Source organism: Bradyrhizobium sp. ORS 111, from assembly GCF_045571485.1.
Taxonomy (GTDB): domain Bacteria; phylum Pseudomonadota; class Alphaproteobacteria; order Rhizobiales; family Xanthobacteraceae; genus Bradyrhizobium.
In genome coordinates, this window is sequence record NZ_CP120701.1 from 4,943,880 (window position 1) to 4,961,754 (window position 17,875).

Below are 17,875 nucleotides of genomic sequence, written 5' to 3' on the forward strand. Positions count from 1 at the left end.
ACCGACGCTCCAGCCTCGATGCGGTCGATGCTCTACTTGCCTTTCCAGTTCGGCGCGCGCTTTTCCGCAAAAGCAGTCGCTGTCCAATTCAGCGGGGAGCCATCCGGATGGCGCCGTCCAGTCGGACGTCCTCGCCGTTGAAATAGCCGTTCTCGATCATCGTAAGGGCGAGATGCGCGTATTCGTCGGCGCGGCCAAGCCGCTTGGGGAACGGCACGGAAGCGCGCAGTCCGGCCTTCACATTCTCTGGCGCACGCGCCAGCAAGGGCGTGTCGAAGATGCCGGGCAGGATGGTGTTCACACGGATGTTCTCGCCGGACAGATCGCGAGCAATCGGAAGGGTCATGCCCACGACCCCGGCCTTTGACGCTGTATAGGCAACCTGCCCCATCTGCCCGTCCTCCGCCGCGACCGAAGCCGTGTTCACGATCGCGCCGCGGTCGCCGTCCTCCTGGGGTGGCAGGCTCAGCATGCCCGCGGCGGACTTGGTGATGCAGCGGAATGTCCCGACCAGATTGACCTCGATGATCCGGTAGAAGTTGTCCAACGGATATTCCCGGATCGAACCATCCTCTTTCGAGCGGCTGGCCGTCTTGGTCGCGCCGCCGCCGACGCCTGCGCAATTCACCAGGATGCGCTCCTGGCCGTGAGCCGCGCGGGCCTTGGCGAAGCCGGCCACGACGGAGGCTTCGTTTGCGACATTCACCTCGCAATAGATGCCGCCAATTTCCTTGGCGACTGCTTCGCCAAGTTCGCGATTGAGATCGAACAGCGCGACCTTGACGCCCTTGGCGGCAAGCGCGCGCGCCGTCGCGGCGCCAAGACCCGAGGCTCCGCCCGTGACAACGGCAGCGACCGAGGAATCGAGCTTCATTGCAGTATCCTTTCGAGGTCAGATGCGTTCGATGATGATGGCGGGCGCCATTCCGCCGGCGGCACACATGGTGACAAGACCATAACGTCCGCCGCTGCGCTCGAGCTCGTCGAGCGCGGTGCCGATCAGGATCGATCCGGTCGCGCCGATGGGATGGCCGAGCGCGATGGCACCGCCATTGATGTTGACCTTTGCCCGATCCAGCTCGAGGTCGCGAATGAACTTCTCGGCGACCACCGCGAAGGCCTCGTTGATCTCCCAGACGTCGATATCGGCCTTGGTCAGGCCGGCCTTGGCGAGAACCTTCTTGGCGGCAGGAACGGGAGCGTTCAGCATCAGCGTCGGGTCGTCACCCTGATTGGCATAGGCCACGATCCGGCCGCGCGGCTTGAGACCGTGTCTCTCGGCATATTGCTTTGAGGTGATCAGAACGGCGGCCGCGCCGTCCACCACGCCGGAGCTGTTGCCGGCGTGATGCACGCCCTTCCACTCGAGGCCTGGATAGCGGCGCTGGATCTGCTTCTTGAATGTCGTGCCGTTGCCGAGATCGAAATCGGCAAGCTGCTCGAAGCTCGGCTTCAGCGCGGCGAGTCCTTCGGCCGTCGTCTCAGGGCGTGGAAACTCCTCGCGATTGAGGGCGACGCTGCCGTCGTCGTTGTAGACCGGAACCACCGACTTGGCGAAGCGGCCTTCATCGATTGCCCTCTTGGCCCGCTGCTGGCTGACCAGCGCCAACGCATCGCAAGCCTCCCGGCTGATGCCCTCGCGGGTGGCAATGGCGTCGCCGCATACGCCCTGGTGAGACTGCGGGTGAACCGCATCAAGCGCCGCGTTGCCCGCGCCCATCGTCCGCGCCGGCTGTCCCGCCTTGGATCGCTCCGCTGCGAGAGTCTGTTGATAGCTCATCATCTCGGTGCCGCCCGCGATGACGCAATCCTCCATTCCCGACATCACCGAAGCAGCCGCAAGGTTCACCGATGTGATGCCGCCGCCGCAGAAGCGATCCAGCGTCGTCCCGCTGGCATTGATATCGTATCCGGCCGCAAGCGCCGACATGCGTCCAAGATCACCGCCCTGCTTGCCCTCCTGGGTCGATGTCGACCAGATGATGTCATCGACCGTCGACGTATCGAGCTTGTTGCGATCCTTGAGCGCCTTGAGCACCGTCGCGGCCAAATGCTGCGGGTGCAGGTGCGACAACGCTCCCTTGCCCGGCTTGCCGATGCCTCGCGGCGTGCGAACGGCGTCAATGATATATGCTTCGGGCATGCGTTCCCCTTGGTTTCGAATGTTATTGTTTCATTGAGTAGTGACGATGGTTCGGACCATACGATGCGTCGGTCCCACGCTGGACCAGCGCAGCGTTGATCTTCAAAGCGCTCAAAGCACGAGTTGATCTCTCGCCACGTGGACGCTCGCGCTGCCGTGGAGCTCCTGCTCTTCGATACAAACCGCCTTGTCGCAGCCTTCCGCAAATAGCGAGGCGCCGAGCGCGATGGCATGGGGGCCCAGAGCATATTTCTGCTCTTGCGGCAGGTAGATCAGTTGGCCGATCCGGGTGAGGGTCAACATGAGGCGGGAGACCGTCGACCGAGGAAGGCCGCATCGGTCGGCGATTTCCCGATTGCCCAGGCGCATGCTCCGACCTTCGAAACAGCGCAAGATGTCGAATGCGCGCGACACGACCTGTATCACTTGCCTGTCTTCCACGCCGGAAGACCCGTCGTGCGCCATCAGTTTCTCAGATCGACGTCCCATCGCTTACGCTCCCAAACAACCCAGTCCCACTTTTGTACGCGTGAACCGATGCCACCCTGGTTCGTGCAAGCCCGCCGCTTGATCTTGACTTCACCAGGTTGAAGACCCGGGCCCTCAAGGGCTCCACCCACATCAGACTCGAAGCGGCCGAGAGCGGCTTTGACCGGCAGGCCATCTTCTTTGCCGATGCGTTCCTTCCCAAGGGCTTGCGGTCGAACCTTAATTAGTTGATTAATTAGTTAATCAGGTGATTAAGGGGGTGGACGTCCCCTGTCAACCGTCCTTGCAGCAGACCCGGCCCGCGCGGCCGGGGGATCTGTCACCGGGCCGCCCCCGCTTGGCCACGGCTGGTCAGATCAATGCTTGCGCTCCCATCGCGGATGACATCTCTCGCGGCACTGAATGGGCGATCGAGCCGGCCGTGGCGGCATGAAAATCCACCCCAACCGGCAGAACTCTGCCGATTCAGCGCATCAATGGGAAATCAGCGATCGCTCGACGAATGTCGGCAATCCGGGGCATGGATCAGGCTTGGTGAGAAGCACGACGTGATTGAGGAGCGAACGGGCCGCCATTGGACGGCCTTCGCTCCTCATCAGGATCCGCGTTGCAGTGGCCAGGTCACGCCGCCGCCGATCCGGCCGGCATCGTTGCCCGCAACCGGGCCTCAAGCGTGGCCACCGTCGAGAGCAGTTTGGCTCTGCGCTCCCTGAGGTGCTTCGCGAGCGTAGGATAGGTACAGCTTGTCTCGTCGCGGACGCGCGAACGCTGCTCCTCTTCCGCGATGTCGGAGCTGAGGAGCTGAATTCTCCAGTTAAGGTCCGCGATCAACGCTTGTAGCGATAAGGCACTCTTCGTTCCGTAATCGGACGGCTGCTTCATGACGATTGCCTCATGGTGAAGCAACCCCTCTCGGGTTGCCAGATAGGTCAATCAAACAGCAAGAGCGATGCCATGCTTGCGACCAGCGTCGCATTGCTGCGGAATCCGAAGCCGCGCCCAACGGCACTCCAGCATTCAATGGCGTGTCATATTTTTTTCGTCCTGCTGTAGTCCGGCTCTGAAACAGTCGGCGCGCTGGGGCAAATCGCCGCAGAAATCCCCTTCGATTTGTCTTTGAGGACCCACAGGGAGAAACCTCCAATGCACTTGTCCAAAACGCTCGGACTGGTCTCTGTTCTCGCGCTGTCGCTGATGGGCGCGGGCGCTGTTGCCGAAGACGACCACGGCCGCTCTGACAACTCAAATTTCGGCCGCGACCACGACCGTGATGGCCACCATCACGTGCATACGGCGACGCCGATCAAGCACCTCGTCGTGATCTTTCAGGAAAACGTTTCCTTTGACCACTATTTCGGCACCTACCCGAACGCGGAGAACCGCCAGGGCGAAACGCCGTTCCATGCAAAGCCGTTCACCCCGGTGGTCAACGGCCTGAAGACGCCGCTCGACGTCAATCACGGTTTTTCAGCGCTCAAGGGCGTCGATCTGCTCGCTCATAATCCCAACAGCAATCCGAGCGCTCCGGTTGCCCCCAACAACAAGGTCCAGAACGGCGCCGGCGCCTCCAATCCGTTCCGCCTCGCACCGGGACAGGCGCTCACGGCCGATCAGGGCCACAATGAAGCGCCCGAAGAGAGCGCCTACAACAACGGCCATATGGACGGCTTCCCGGCCTTCACCGGCACCGCGGGTCCGCCGCCGGCCGGTATCGGCACCAAGGCGTTGGTGATGGGCTATTATGACGGCAACACGGTCACAGCGTTGTGGAATTACGCCCAACACTTCGCAATGAACGACAACAGCTACTCTTCGCAATTCGGTCCGTCGACGCCGGGTGCGCTGAATCTCATCTCGGGCCAGACCAACGGTCTCTCGGCGACGATGAATGTGATCAACGGCTCGGGCACGTTGCTGCACACCACTCATGAGGCGTTCGGCGACGCCAGCCACACCACGAGCAACATCACCTTGATCGGCGACGCCGACCCGATCGGCGACGTCTGCTCCAATCCGACCGGAGACCAGGTGACGCTGGGCGGCCGCAATATCGGTGACTTGCTCAACGACAAGGGCATCACCTGGGGTGCATTCATGGGCGGCTTCGACCTCACCGTCGTCAACGCCAACAAGACGACCGGCTGCCAGCGCGAGACCGATCCGACTGCGCCCGGCACGGCTGCATTCACGTCGGCTGACTACATCCCGCACCACGCCTGGTTCCAGTACTACGCCTCGACCCGGAATCCGCAACACACCCGGCCAAGCTCGGTCGAAGCCATCGGCCACAGCTTCATCCCCGGGACCAAGACGCCGGAGCCCGCCAATCACCAGTACGACAGCAATGATTTCTTTGCTGCGCTCAAGGCCCACAACCTGCCCTCGGTCAGCTTCCTGAAGGCCCCCGCCTACCAGGACGGGCATGCCGGCTATTCCGATCCGCTCGACGAGCAGAATTTCATCGTCAGCGTGATCAATGCGGTGCAGCAGAGCCGCGATTGGGAAGATACCGCCATCATCATCGCCTACGACGACTCCGATGGTTGGTATGATCACCAGATGCCCCCGATCGTGAACACCTCGGCGAGCCCGACCGTCGATACGCTGAACGGCCCCGGCGTTTGCAACACCAGCAACGGCTTCCAGCAGGGCCGCCAGACTCCAAGCCAGCCGCTCAACGGCAACTTCGGCCAGCCGGCCTGGGGCCGCTGCGGTTACGGCACCCGCCAACCGCTGCTCGTGATCTCGCCGTTTGCCAAGCGCAACTACGTCGATCACACCTTGACCGATCAATCGTCGGTCCTGCGCTTCATCGAGGACAACTGGCTCAACCGCGAGCGCATCCAGCCCGGCGGATCGTTCGACACCATCGCAGGTCCGATCGACAACATGTTCGACTTCGACCGTCGCGACGAAGAATATCCGCGCAAGCTGATCCTCAACCCCAACAACGGTAGCGTGGCGTATCTCGGGCATTGAGGCTCAAGACCCGGTCCCCGTGCGTCCACGAACACGTCCCCGGCATCAAGCCGGGGACGTGCTGTTTTGAAGACGCCGGCTTGCTCGCGCTTCGGTCCCGATGCCAGTTAGCGGCGAGCTGCCGCCTTCCGCATGACGTACTGACTATGCGCGATGAGGTTTGTGAACGGCGCGGGACCCACACCGACCGATCGTGCCCCTCTTGCCCCTAAGGGGAAATGTCCGTTCCCATCACTGCGGCTTCTGGTGATGGTCGAGCGCTTGTCTTAACGCCGCATAGTGTGCGTCATGGACCTTCGGGTTGAACAGCGACCATTGCTCGGCATTGTAGAGCAGCGTCGGAACTTCGATCTTCATCTCGCCGCGATAGAGCTCGTAGTCCGCGGCTGCATCGTCGAACCGTCCGTCGGCAGCCGCCATGTCGATGCGTCGCAGCGTGAGAACCTGCTCCTTGAGCGCCTGACGCACCAGCATGCGCTCGTTCAATCCGTCGGGCGTCAGGCTGGTGTCCTTGCGATCGGGATATTGCTCGGTCAGATCGCGCAGCTCGGCGCCGATCGTGTCGACAGCAAGCGCGATCACGTCCCTGTCGTGGTTCGCGATCGCCGTACCCAACACACTCGCGAAATCGTTGAGCTCCTTGGTCGTCGCGACATAGCCTTCATACTCGTTGGGTGACATGCCGGCGCCGACAGCCTGCAGGTAGATCACGAGATCCTGCCGCTCCGCGTCCGACAGGCCGAGGTCGAAGCTGCGGTTGAAGAACGCGACCACCTGGTCGTAGCTGTCGAAACGGCCATCATGGAAGTAAGGCGCGTTGTAATTGGCGTTCAGCAATGTCGGCGTCTTGAACAGGCCGCCGGAGCCGACGTCGTGCTGCTGGTGATCGACGAATGCCGCCGAGGGAACGTGGCAACCGGCGCAACTGAGTTTCGGATCGTGCGGAAACGGCTTGAAGAACAACGCTTCGCCGCGCTGCTCGCTGTCCATCGCCAGCGGGCCGAGCCGTCCGCCCGGACCGAGATTCGGATTTGCCAGGAAATCGATGTCCTGAATGTAGGCAATCATGGCGTCAAGCAGTGCCGGCGACGGCTCGGGGCCGGCAAACTCATTGACGATCACGTTGTGGACGAAGTCGCGCAGCGAAGCAATGCGGCCGTCATGGCCATAGGGGCCGAGAAACCGCGCACCGCGGAGACTTGGGATGCGAACGGGATCGAACACCAGATTGTCGGCCTTTGGATTGAACAGCGGCCCCGTGGTGTCGAAGGTGCCGGGATGGCCAGACATCTTGGGCATGTAGAATTTCGGGTTGGCGGCACCGTTCACGTGGCAGGTCCCGCAACTCATTCCGGCTTGCCGCGCCACCCCACCCAGGACGCTCGGCGAGTTGAAGGCGAGATCTCCGAGATTGACCAGATAGGATTTATGGCCGCGATTGAGTTCGCTATGAAACGCCTCGCGCGGCTTGATCAGCGCATCCTCATTGAGCTCGGTGGTGACGGGCAGCAGCGTCTGCCGTCCATCGAGCGGAAATGCCGCGAGCCGACCGGCCGCAAACACAGCACAACCGAGCATGGCGAATGCCCAAATGCCTTTCTTTGCCATTTCGGGAAGCTCTCCAGCGACGCGGGACGCGTGTCACGCGCTTGCAAATATTGTCGAGTTCCTTTGCCGATTTGTGACGGCCGACTGCGCCGCGGTCATATCAAGGCCTCGGCTCGCGCGTCTGGTCGGCAATCCATACGTCGCTTTGCTTGATCTGTTCGATCAGCTCCTCCGGGCTGAACTTCCGAGCGCGCGGCGGCAGCTCAAAGAGTGCAGCCGACGGCGGTTCATCCTTGATATTCTCAACCGAAATCACCGTCCCGTCCTCGCTTTTGATCCGCAGCGGAAACCTTCGCTCGCGGTCAATCCAGCCGAGAAGCGCCGGCCCGGCCACGGGAACGGCGCGGACCATGATCATGTTGCGGCCCTGAATCACATCCTCCCCTGTTCGCTCGCAGCGCCAATCGCCGCCCTCTTGCAGTCCGGCGAGATGCGCCATCGACTGCCATTGCCGGCAAGGGTCATCCGGATCGAGGGGCACCAATAGCCGGGTGAACTCGCTCGACTGCCGGGCATCCATAAAGATCCGTGCGGCGGGCCGAACGAACCAGGCCGCCGGCTTTGCCGCGTCGACCAGAAAGAAGCCGTCGGCAAACTCCGGCGTTTCGATCCTGATCTTGCTGCCGAGCACGTGGAGCCGTCCCGCTGGCGACGACACGGCGCCCCGCTGCACGGCAACATCGGCGGAGAATTGTTGCGCCTCTGCCGCAACCGCGCTGCCGACAAGGGCGACGCCAACCGCCGCGATGCGCATCATTCCGCAAAGAGCGGCCAGAATCCCGTCCTTCACCATCGTCTTCATCTCAACCAATGGGCGACGCCGACCGAACCGCGAGGTTCGATCGGCGCCGGTCGTGGACTCGATCTCAGGGCCGATCACTCGAGGTAGGAGATATCCACCGGCTTGTCGAAGTCGAACGCATCGAAGAGATCAGCGAGCGCCGGGCTGTTGGTCGGCACATAGTGATTGCCCTTCGTGTACGTTGGGTTCGGCAGGTTATCGCGGCTTCGGTTCGTGAGCGGCTTCAGGTTCCAGTTGCGCTCGATGAACTTCAGCAACGACACGTGGTCACCGTAGTTGTGATAGACCTTGCCGCCGGTCGAATACGGCGACAAGATCAGAATCGGCATGCGCGCGCCATCGCCGAAGAAGTCGATCGACTGGATGTAACCCGAATCCCAGTAGCCGCCGGCTTCGTCCCAGGTGATGAACACCGCCGTTTCCGCCTTCAGCTTCGGATTGGCTTCGAGCGCACCGAGGATGTTGGCGACATAGGCCTCGAACAGATCAACCTTCGAGCTCTGCGGATGACCGTCGAGCAGGCCATCCGGCTTGCCGAACGCCACCGAAGGCAGCTCGTTGTTCTGGATCGCGGTGATCAGATCGGAGGTGTCCTTGATATGCGCCGCCCGGATCGTCGGGTCGGCCATGATCGAGGTCGCGTACTGGAACGGGTTGCAGATCTGGCAATAGGCCACGCCGAGCGCGTGGGCCGGATCGGCAAGGGCCGCACCGTTCAGGTCCGGGCTGGTCGCATTCTTGGCCACTGCCTCATTCGAGAGCACCACGGCGTCATTATACGCACCGCCATAGTAGGCCCACGAGATCTTCTTTTCGATCAACGCGTCGCCGATCGTTCTGACCGACGATGGCGGCAGGGTCTTGCCACCGGAGAGCGCGCCGTTCGGTAGATAACCGGGGTTGGTATTGTTGAGCATATAGTAGTGGTTCGGCTTGCAGTTCGGCTCCGCCGCGTAGGGCAGCCCCTCGAGGTAGCTGACGATCGGCTTCACGCCCGGCTGGCTGAAATCGCCGCAATTGCTGAAATTGCCGTCGACCGTGTACTTGTTGACGGTGCCCGCGGCCGGATTCGGATTCGCGATCAGGTTCGCGGGCGGCGTGACCGGGTTACCCTGACCGTCGCTCCAGAAACCCGCGTCACCGGTGCCGAGCATGAAGTGGTTGGCGCCGGTGCCACCGTGGAACGACTGATGGAAGTTGTCGCCCAGCGTGAAGCGATCCGCCAGCATCTTCAGGATCGGGGCCTGTCCCTGCTCGACGTTGTAGAAGCCCATCTCGTTGCCCTGGCTCCTGTTGGTCGCCGAGTAGGTCGCCATGACGAACGGAAACAGGTCGCTCAAGCAACCCGAATTGTTGCTCTTCGACGCGGTGGCCGCGCTGCAATCTTCCTGCTGCCAGTCCTGGTAGAACCGGTGGGTCGTGTCACCGGTGTAGTCGTCGTCGGTGATACTTGCACCCTGCAACAGGAACGGGCCGGCGAGGCTGCCCGCACCGGGAACGCGCGTATCGAGGGCGCCCGTCGGCAAACCGGTGGCGCCGGTCGTCAGGATGTCGAGGTCGCTCGGATCCATGTCCTTCTCGACGCCAGCTTCCGTAACCGTCTTGAACGGAGCGCCCGTGTCGCTCTGCGCCTGCGGAGCACCGTTGGTGTTCGGCTGCGGCATCACATTGGTCGGGCTGTAGGGTGTCTTCGCGATCGCCGGAGCACCGACATAATAGGACGACTGCGCCGCGGCCGAGAACTGCTGCGCCTTGGCGAAGTTCGGGCCCGGTGAACCGTCCTCGTTGACGATGCCCTTCGACAGCAGGTTCGAGATCGTCTCACCCCTGCCCTTCGGCTTGTACACCCCGAATGTGTGATCGAAGCCGCGGTTCTCGCCGATCAGGACGATGACGTGCTTGATCGGCGATGCCGTCTTCACCTTGCTCGCCGGATCATGGTCCCCGTTGGGGCCTTTGTGCTCCTGGGCGTTGGCGTTTTGGTGATGCGCGTGTGAGCGCGTGTCCCAATCGCTGCGTCCACCGAAATTCGCTGCGTAAGCTGCCGTGGTCACCACGATCGTTGAAGCAATGCAAAGCGCCGTGGTTGTTCGCCAGTGATCTCTAAAGTTGAAAGCCATGTCGACTCCAAGCGGTTGTTGTTTAGCGCCGCCGGTAACTAGTGCATCAACATGACGCAGGCATATCGCCGCGATGAAACGACGCACGAAACGCAGAATGATGCCTGTTATTTTTCTCCTTCTCGCACGCAATGAGCTCGACGCGTCATCTCTCGCATAACTACGCGCTTGAGGTCGCGCGACCTCAGCGCTCATCCCGATGTAAGCCTATTCGGGTCCGTCATTGCGAGGAGCGCAGCGACGAAGCAATCCATCCTTCGATTTCTGCGGAGCTGTGGATTGCTTCGCTTCGCTCGCAATGACGCGGATAGCTTTGAGCTGCGCGATCGACGATCCCAGCACTTCCGATCATCGGCCGCCCGACCAAATGCCGGGCAGGCGTTATCGAGCTACGTGCCTTGATTCAAGAATGCGGCGGAGAGCGGCGTAATGCTGGTCGTGCACAGCGGGGTTGAACAGCGACCATTGTTCGGCGCCGGCCAGCAGCGAAGGCACGGCCGCAGCCATGAGGTAGCGATAGTTGCGGTAGTCGGCCGCGGCGTTTTCGGTTCTCCCCTCGTCGACCGCGACCTCAATCCGCCGCAGCAGCAGGACAACCTCCTTGAGAGCAGCACGCGCGTTCACGCGCTCCCGGTCGCCGCCCGACACGCTGGTGTTCTTGCGGTCCGGATATTGCTCCGTCAGCTCGCGCAGCTCGCCGCCGATCGTCTCCACGGCCAATCCGACGACATCCCTGTCGCCGGCGGCGATGGCCGTCCCCAACACGGTCGCGAAGTCGTTGACCTCCTTCAGCGAAGCGCCGGCGCCCTCGTGCTCGTAAGGCTGGGTACCGTCGCCGACCGCCGTGAGATAGGCCACCAGATCTCTGCGATCCTGCGCGGTCAGGCCGAGTCCGAACACCGTATCGAAATGCGTCACCACCTGATCGAACGTATCGAAGCGACCATCATGAAAGTATGGCGCGTTGAAGTCGGCGTTGCGCAGCGTCGGCGTCTTGAACAGACCGCCCGATCCAACGTCATGCTGCTTGTGATCGACGAAGGAACCTGACGGGACATGGCATCCGGCGCAGCTCATGCCGGGATCATGCGGGAACGGCTTCCAGAACAGCGCTTCGCCGCGGTGCTCCGCTTCGCTGATCTTGCCGACCAGACGGCCCGTGGGACCGAGGCTCGGATTGGGCAGGAAATCGATATCCTGGAGATAGGCCACAATGGCGTCGAGGATTACGGGCGACGGTTCGGGACCGGCAAATTCATTGACAATGACGTTGCGCACGAAATCGCGCAGCGAGGCCATCCGGCCATCGGCACCGTAAGGCGCGAGATAGCGCGCACCGCGCAGGCTCGGAATTCGCACGGGGTCCAGCAATCCATTGTCCGCCTTCGGATTGAACAGGGGCCCGGTCGTGTCGAAGTTGCCAGGCCGTGTCGACATCTTCGGCATGAAGAACCTGGCATTGCCGGCGCCGTTGACGTGACAAGTGTCGCAACTGACGTTGGCCTGCCGCGCAACGTCACCGAGGATCGATGGCGAGCTGAAGGCCAAATTGCCGAGATTGACCAGGTATGACTTGCCTCCTGACATCTCCGAGCGAAACACCTCGCGCGGTCGTTCCAGCGCGTCCTCGTTCAGCTCGGTGTTAACAGGCAGCGCCGTCTGGTTACCGTCGACCGGAAAGGCCAAGACCGGTCCATGCCAGGCAGCAATCAGGAGGCCGAATGCGGCAGCGACGGTGCCGAGACAACGCAAGCTCATCGCGACTGAGCCTCCAGCGTCGGCCGCTGCAATCCGAGCCTGAGCGAGGCGGCCTGCAGCGAGACCACCAGCTCTTCGCTGGCGCGCCGCAAGGCGCGAACATCGACATGCGGCAGATCATGCGCTGCGACGATGGTCTTGAGTTCGTCGATGCGCTCGGTCACCTGCTTGGCGAGCCGCGCGTCGGTCACCTGAAGCGTCTCCGCAAAGATGGTTCGATAGGCAAAGTCGATGCCGTCGACATTGTTGCGCATGTCGTCGAGCGAGGTCCCGCTGATCCGGGACTCGCCGCCATCCGCTTTGCTCTCACCCACCTCGTAGGCAAGGCGCACGGTGCCGTCGAGCAGGCCTTGCGGGGTCAATGCCATGGTCGGCAGCCTGCTCTCGAGCTGGTCGAGGTGCCCGATCAGCGCATCGGTGTCGCGCACGACATCGATCTCTCCGGTGCCGAACAATTTTGCTTCGATGGCGTGGAATCCGCTGTCGGCATTGGGCCAGGCGTCGATCAGCGTATCGAGCTCAGGCACGAAACCGGCCGTGAAGACTTCCGAACGCTCCCAACCGGCGCGGGCTGATAGCCAGGCCCTTTTCGCACCCGCCAGATCCTTGGCGGCGACCCGTTCGCGCAGCTCCTTGATGCCCGCCAGCGCCGACCCGATGCCCTCGATCATGTAGGGACGATAGCGCTCCGCGGCATCGTCCAGCGCGGTGGCGCCTACCGGACCGACGCTATTCGCAATAGCGAGCGAAACAAGGCACAGCACCACGCTCTTCTTCATTGCCCCCTCCACCACGCGGAGTGCAGCCATTCGCGACGCTGCGTCCAACGATCCCACAATATTGTCGGCTTGTTATACTGTTTTGTGACGGTATCGCGTTTCTTCACGCCTTCCCCGCCAATCAAACAGAATTGCCGCGGAGCAACTCCTTGCTTGCGCATCATCGCCAAGCGCATGGGCACGCGGGTCGGCGACAACAATAGTTTCTTCGAGTAAACTTCATGCCCTGGCGGCAATGCCAAAGTTCGTCGATCGACGCCGCGTTCCTTATCCTTCAGCGAGTGACATGACAGCCAACACGCCACCGCTTCTGATTGCAGGATTCTTCGCTGCGCTATGCCTGCTGTGTAGCAGCCTCGCTTTGATCGACTTTCGTCGGGGCATCATTCCAGACGCCCTCAACCTTGCAGTCGGCGGTATTGGTCTGGCCCGGGCTATCGTTACGGGGGGCGCCGTGGCCGGCGTTGAGGCCACAGCGGAGGCTATCATTGTCGGACTCATCTTCTGGTTATTTCGCAGGCTCTATTTCGCCGCGAGAAAAATCCAAGGGTTGGGGCTTGGGGACGTCAAGTTTCTCGCCGCGGCCACGTTATGGATCGGCCTCCCTGGCATCCCCGTTCTGATCCTGATTGCTGCGCTCTCGGCATTGATCGCAGTCGGTGGCGCGCAACTGGCCGGACAAACCCTGACACGGCAGACCTCGCTGCCGTTCGGCCCATTCCTGGCGCTCGGCTTGCTGTCGGCCGTCGCCGCCCAGCAGTGGTTCGGCTTGAGCTAGCGCGCGATGAGATGAGGTTGAGCTGGAGCGGCGGCGGTGCTCCACCCCTCCCTTGGGAGAGGCATAGGCCGCCTTCGGCGGCCGTCCTTAAGAGAACGCCGAAGCGCTGCTTCGGCTACGGCGCAGCGCCGGGTGAGGGATTACGGTCCCTCGTTAGCGCCGCAGCCCCTCACCCGATTTGCTTCCGAAAATCGACCTCTCCCCGTTGGGGAGAGGTGAACCGAACGCGTGGCTAAAGCACTGGCTGATGTCAGTGATCCCAACCTTCGCCATGGCCACCGTGGTGGTGGCCGTCGTCGAAGTCGAAGAGGTCGAACAGATCGCTCAGCGCCGGGCTGTTCACCGGAACGTAGGCGTTGCCCGGTGCGGCAACCGGGTTCGGAAAGTTGTCGCGGCTGCGGTTTGTAATCGGCTCCAGGCGCCAATTCCGCTCGATGAATTTGACGATCGAGACATGATCGGCATAGGCATGCGAGATGTGCCCCTGCTTCACGAACGGTGAGACCACGATCAACGGGATGCGGGTGCCGTCGCCGAAGAAATCGAGCGGCTGCACGTAGCCCGAGTCGAAGTAACCGCCGCCTTCGTCGAAGGTGATGAAGATCGCGGTGTCGTCGGCGTAGTCCGAGGCCTCGACCTGATCGACGATCTTCTTCACGAAGCCTTCGAACAGGTTGAGCTTGGAAGAGGCCGGATGACCGTCGGTGTAGCCGCTCGGCTTCACGATCGAAACGGCCGGCAGAGTGTGCTTGGAGATATCCGAGTACAGATTGACCGTGTCCTGGATGTGGGCGGCAACCTGATCCGGATGCGACATGATCGACGTGTCGTACTGGAACGGATTGCAGATGTTGCAATATTCGTCGGCGGTGGGTCCGGCTACGCCCCAGTTGAGCTGGTAGGGATCGTTGACATAGTTGTTCCACTGGTCGCCGTAATACTTCCACGAGATGTGCTTCTCGTTCAGGCTGTCGCCGATGCTCTTTCTCGTCGACGGCGGGATCGTAAACGGCGTGTTGGACGGGTTGGTGTCGGTATAGGCGTTCTTGCCGTTGCCGAAATAACCGGGATTGTAGTTGTTCAACAGATAGTAGTGACCCGGCTCGCAATTCGCTTTGATCCGGACCGATTTCAGATAGTCGAGGATCGGCTTGACGCCGGGCTGGCCGGCATCCGAGCAGTTGCTGTAGGAGCCGCCGCCGGAGACCGGGTTCGTCGAATAAGGCGGCGGAGAGCCGCCATTGCCGCCCGCGCCGTAGCCATCCTGGATGTACCAATTGTTGGTGCCCATCGCCGGGTTCGGATTCTCGATCTCATGGACCGTACCGGCGTCGGGAGTGCCGCCGAAAACCTGCGTGCCGTCCGGCGGCGCGACCGGATTGCCATAGGTGTCGCTGAAATAGATCATGTCGGCGTGTCCGAACATGATGTGATTGGCCCCGGTGCCGCCGTTGACGGACTGGTGGAAATTGTCGCTCATCGCGTATTTCTGCGCGAGACTTGTGAAGTAAGGCACGTCGCCTTTCTGCACGTTGTAGAAGCCGAGCGCGGTCGACCCCTCGCCCGTGGTCGTCGCGGTCGGCGAATACTCCGTCGAGAAGTTGGAAGGCGGCTGCGCGCCATTGCTGCCAGCACCGACCGTCACCTCGACCCAGGCGAACAGGTTGCCGTTGCAGCCCGACGGATTGTCGCGGCTGGCGGCGGAGGTGTTGCAGTTGAGCTGCTGCCACATCTGATAGAAGCGATGCACCGGGCTTGCCGCATAGGCGTCGTAGGGCATGGCATCGCCGTTGGTGAGCTGGAACGGGCCGGCCGGCAGCGCACTGACATTCGTGATGCGCTGGTCGGGCGTCTTCGACGTCTGCCCGGTGCCGCCGGTCAAAAGATACTGGTAGTACTCGGATGGGAGGCCGGATTCGGATTGCTGCGCCAGCGCCAGGGACGCCTCGCAGGTCGTGATCGGCGAGCTTCCGCACTGATTGGGGATGTAGGAGTCCTTGGGACCGCCCACCAGCGGAGCCGGCAATTGATCCTTGGGGAAGGTCTGCTTCGGCGGGCTCAGCAGGAACGCATCGTTCAGGCCGGTGTCGGTGGCGGAGAGCTGATGTGCCTTTTCGAAATTGGGCCCGGGGACTGCGTTCTTGTTCTGATCGAGCTTGACGATGCCCTGCGACAGCAGGTTCATCACACTCTCGCCAGGCCGGTTTGGCACATAGGTGGCGAACACATGATCGAAGCTGCGGTTCTCGCCGATGATCACGATCGCATGCTTGATCGGCGTCCTCGTCTCATGGCCACCGTGGTGCCCCCACTCTTCCGCAAGCACGGGACTTGCAGTGAACTGACCCAGCGCCAGCGCGCTGAGCGTAAGGCGGCACCCCTGCAGCCAACGTGACGTGTGCTTGTCGCGCATCAAAGCTCTCCTCTCTTCTGTTGGTCGGACGACGTCGTTGACGTTGCGGTATTCCTCGGCACCACCTTGATCCGTCCCATCATGCCGCCATCCTCATGCTCGAGGACGTGACAGTGATAGACGAAGGTGCCGACGATGTTGGGATCGCGGAAATCCATGCGCAGTCGCACGCTGGGATATTTCAGCATTCGGCCGTTGTAATAGGGAACGTTCACCGTATCGCGCAGGAACGGCTCGTTGACCGCGATGCCGGACCAGTCGCGCAACTGGAAGTGAAGCTGGTGGATATGGAAATCATGCAGCTCCATCGAGCGGTTCTCGATGATCCAGTCCTCGACATCGCCCTGCCTCACCTCGATGTCGGGGACGTCGGACTGCGGATCGAACGGCTTTGGCGTGTTTCCGTCGATGGTGAGAAAGAATTGCGTGGGACTGTTCGGATCGTTCGGGTTCTCCGGTCGCTCGGAGAAGAACAGCTTCCTGATGCGCACCGGTGCAACATCGCCAACCCATGGCCGATCGGGCGGCGGCAACGGCTCCGCTGCGATCGGCAGTGTCGCTTGCGGCTCGCCCGCATCTACCGTGCCCCTGATCGCCATCAGCGCGCGGTTCGGGTCGTTCTCGCCGGCTGGCCCGGTATCGACGGCGCGCGTCACCAGCAATGCGGACGCTCCCGCCGGCGGACCTTCGACGACGAACTCGGCGCGAGAGCCAGGCGGCAAGCCGATATGATTGACCCATTGCACCGCCGACGACGGGCTGCCCTGGAAGCGCAGCGGGATACCGTCGATACCGACCACGCCGATCTGCTGCGGCGCGCGGCCGACCAGCAAAGCGAGGTTGAGATACGTGATCGCGGACGCGTTCAGAACACGCCATAGCTGGCGCTCTCCCGGCTGCATCGAGAGCGTCGCCGGCGGGTAGTTCGGATACGGCACCGGCACGAAATTGACGGACAGGTCCTTCGATGGCTTGCCGAATCCGGTGCCGGAGTTGGCAACGTCCCCGTCATTGTCGAGCTGGCTCTTCGACATCACCGGCTCGAACTTCGACGGCGGCGCGTCGGGGTTGACCAGATCCTGGTCGCGGATCACGAGCACGCGCTCGGGCAATCCGGCAAGCGATGGGTCGGCACGTTCGATGCCTTCGACGATCAGGGCGCCGGAGGCGCCGCCGAGCACCTGCGTCTTGCTGAAGCCGTGAAGATGCGGGTGATACCAGTAGAGCCCTGGCGGCGCATCGTCAGGAATGCGCAGGCGATACTCGAATGGCTTATCGTCGGGCTGGATTGATGTCTTCAGCACATCGTCCTGGTGACACACCGGCGGCACTGTCAGCCCGTGGAAGTGCAGATTGGTAGACACCGGCGTCATTGCGCCGCTCTCGCAAGGATCCGCCTCCTGCTTCGCCGTGCAAATCGGTCCACCGGCGAGTGCCCGATCAATCACGGGCGTTGTGGCAGCAAGGTCAACAAGGTCGTTCTTGAAATGGATGACGAGCTGATCGCCCGGCTTCACGCGCAAGGTCGGCGACGACTTCCCGTCGGACGTCACGTAGCAGTACCGGCTCGTCCCGTCCGGCAGCCGCTCGTCATGTTCGCTGAGATCGACCTCGAGGATTCCGTCGCGACTCCGCAGCTCCGCCGGTTCGGCGATCGCGCTTCCAGGCTCCGGTCGGGCGCACACATCATGCTGCGCGCGCGGCGAGCCGGGCAGCTCCGCCGCGCCCAGCCAGGCGGTTATGCCACTCGTGGCGAGCCCGATGCCGGCCGCGACGATGACACAAGAAATTGTCGAGTATCGTCGAAGCACGCCATCCTGCCCATGCGCCGCGGCCATGCAAAGGCACGCTCACGCCACGCATGGCGCCAGCCAGCCTCGCGACCGCAGTCGCCAACGAGTGTTCTGTTTGACCTCGCAACGCTACATGCGCGTTGTTGCGGGAATCTGGCAGGTTTCTAACAGCCAAATGACAGTGGATTGCGGCATTTCAGCGCGGAACACTTT

General features: G+C 62.2%; 12 protein-coding genes and 1 pseudogene. 2 read left to right on the forward strand and 11 right to left on the reverse strand.

Annotation, left to right across the window (positions count from 1 at the left end; translation table 11 throughout):
* Window positions 1-88: 88 nt before the first annotated feature.
* From P6U30_RS23115 to P6U30_RS23130, 4 genes and pseudogenes are all read right to left on the reverse strand, one after another.
* A complete protein-coding gene (locus P6U30_RS23115) occupies window positions 89-874 on the reverse strand; it encodes an SDR family NAD(P)-dependent oxidoreductase (protein WP_407165207.1) in 786 nt (261 codons plus the stop codon).
* 18 nt (window positions 875-892) lie between these two features.
* Window positions 893-2,143 (reverse strand): acetyl-CoA C-acetyltransferase, encoded by a 1,251-nt coding sequence (locus tag P6U30_RS23120; protein WP_407165208.1) that lies wholly within the window; start codon window positions 2,141-2,143, stop codon window positions 893-895.
* Between the two features lie 207 nt (window positions 2,144-2,350).
* Window positions 2,351-2,632 (reverse strand): annotated as a pseudogene (locus tag P6U30_RS23125) (helix-turn-helix domain-containing protein); the annotation flags it as partial.
* Window positions 2,633-3,253: 621 nt separating this feature from the next.
* Window positions 3,254-3,514 (reverse strand): hypothetical protein, encoded by a 261-nt coding sequence (locus P6U30_RS23130; protein ID WP_407165209.1) that lies wholly within the window; start codon window positions 3,512-3,514, stop codon window positions 3,254-3,256.
* A gap of 261 nt (window positions 3,515-3,775) precedes the next feature.
* On the opposite strand from P6U30_RS23130, the gene P6U30_RS23135 reads away from it, so the two are divergent.
* Window positions 3,776-5,611 carry a phospholipase C gene (locus P6U30_RS23135; protein WP_407165210.1) on the forward strand — a complete coding sequence of 612 codons (1,836 nt, stop codon included), beginning with the start codon at window positions 3,776-3,778 and terminating at the stop codon, window positions 5,609-5,611.
* A 231-nt stretch (window positions 5,612-5,842) separates the two neighbouring features.
* Here the strand turns inward: P6U30_RS23135 and P6U30_RS23140 are convergent, their stop codons facing one another.
* The 5 genes from P6U30_RS23140 to P6U30_RS23160 all read right to left on the reverse strand — a co-directional run bounded on the left by P6U30_RS23140 (window position 5,843) and on the right by P6U30_RS23160 (window position 12,678).
* Window positions 5,843-7,219 carry a cytochrome c peroxidase gene (locus tag P6U30_RS23140; RefSeq protein ID WP_407165211.1) on the reverse strand — a complete coding sequence of 459 codons (1,377 nt, stop codon included), beginning with the start codon at window positions 7,217-7,219 and terminating at the stop codon, window positions 5,843-5,845.
* 100 nt (window positions 7,220-7,319) lie between these two features.
* The gene (locus tag P6U30_RS23145) at window positions 7,320-8,021 is read right to left on the reverse strand and encodes a hypothetical protein (RefSeq protein WP_407165212.1); all 702 of its coding nucleotides are present in this window, start codon (window positions 8,019-8,021) and stop codon (window positions 7,320-7,322) included.
* Window positions 8,022-8,095: 74 nt separating this feature from the next.
* The gene (locus P6U30_RS23150) at window positions 8,096-10,141 is read right to left on the reverse strand and encodes an alkaline phosphatase family protein (protein WP_407165213.1); all 2,046 of its coding nucleotides are present in this window, start codon (window positions 10,139-10,141) and stop codon (window positions 8,096-8,098) included.
* 381 nt (window positions 10,142-10,522) lie between these two features.
* The gene (locus tag P6U30_RS23155) at window positions 10,523-11,899 is read right to left on the reverse strand and encodes a cytochrome c peroxidase (protein WP_407165214.1); all 1,377 of its coding nucleotides are present in this window, start codon (window positions 11,897-11,899) and stop codon (window positions 10,523-10,525) included.
* Entirely contained in the window at window positions 11,896-12,678 is a 783-nt protein-coding gene (locus P6U30_RS23160; protein WP_407165215.1) for an EfeM/EfeO family lipoprotein, read from the reverse strand. The genes P6U30_RS23155 and P6U30_RS23160 overlap by 4 nt, the downstream gene beginning before the upstream one ends.
* A gap of 286 nt (window positions 12,679-12,964) precedes the next feature.
* On the opposite strand from P6U30_RS23160, the gene P6U30_RS23165 reads away from it, so the two are divergent.
* Window positions 12,965-13,456: a prepilin peptidase gene (locus tag P6U30_RS23165; protein ID WP_407165216.1), complete on the forward strand. Its 492-nt coding sequence runs from the start codon at window positions 12,965-12,967 to the stop codon at window positions 13,454-13,456.
* A gap of 250 nt (window positions 13,457-13,706) precedes the next feature.
* Here P6U30_RS23165 and P6U30_RS23170 read toward each other — a convergent pair whose 3' ends face one another.
* Both P6U30_RS23170 and P6U30_RS23175 read right to left on the reverse strand, forming a co-directional pair.
* Window positions 13,707-15,869, reverse strand: coding sequence for an alkaline phosphatase family protein (locus tag P6U30_RS23170; protein ID WP_407165217.1), 2,163 nt, complete (start codon window positions 15,867-15,869; stop codon window positions 13,707-13,709).
* Entirely contained in the window at window positions 15,869-17,707 is a 1,839-nt protein-coding gene (locus tag P6U30_RS23175; RefSeq protein WP_407165218.1) for a multicopper oxidase family protein, read from the reverse strand. Before P6U30_RS23175 ends, P6U30_RS23170 begins: the two co-directional genes overlap by 1 nt.
* Window positions 17,708-17,875: the final 168 nt, after the last annotated feature.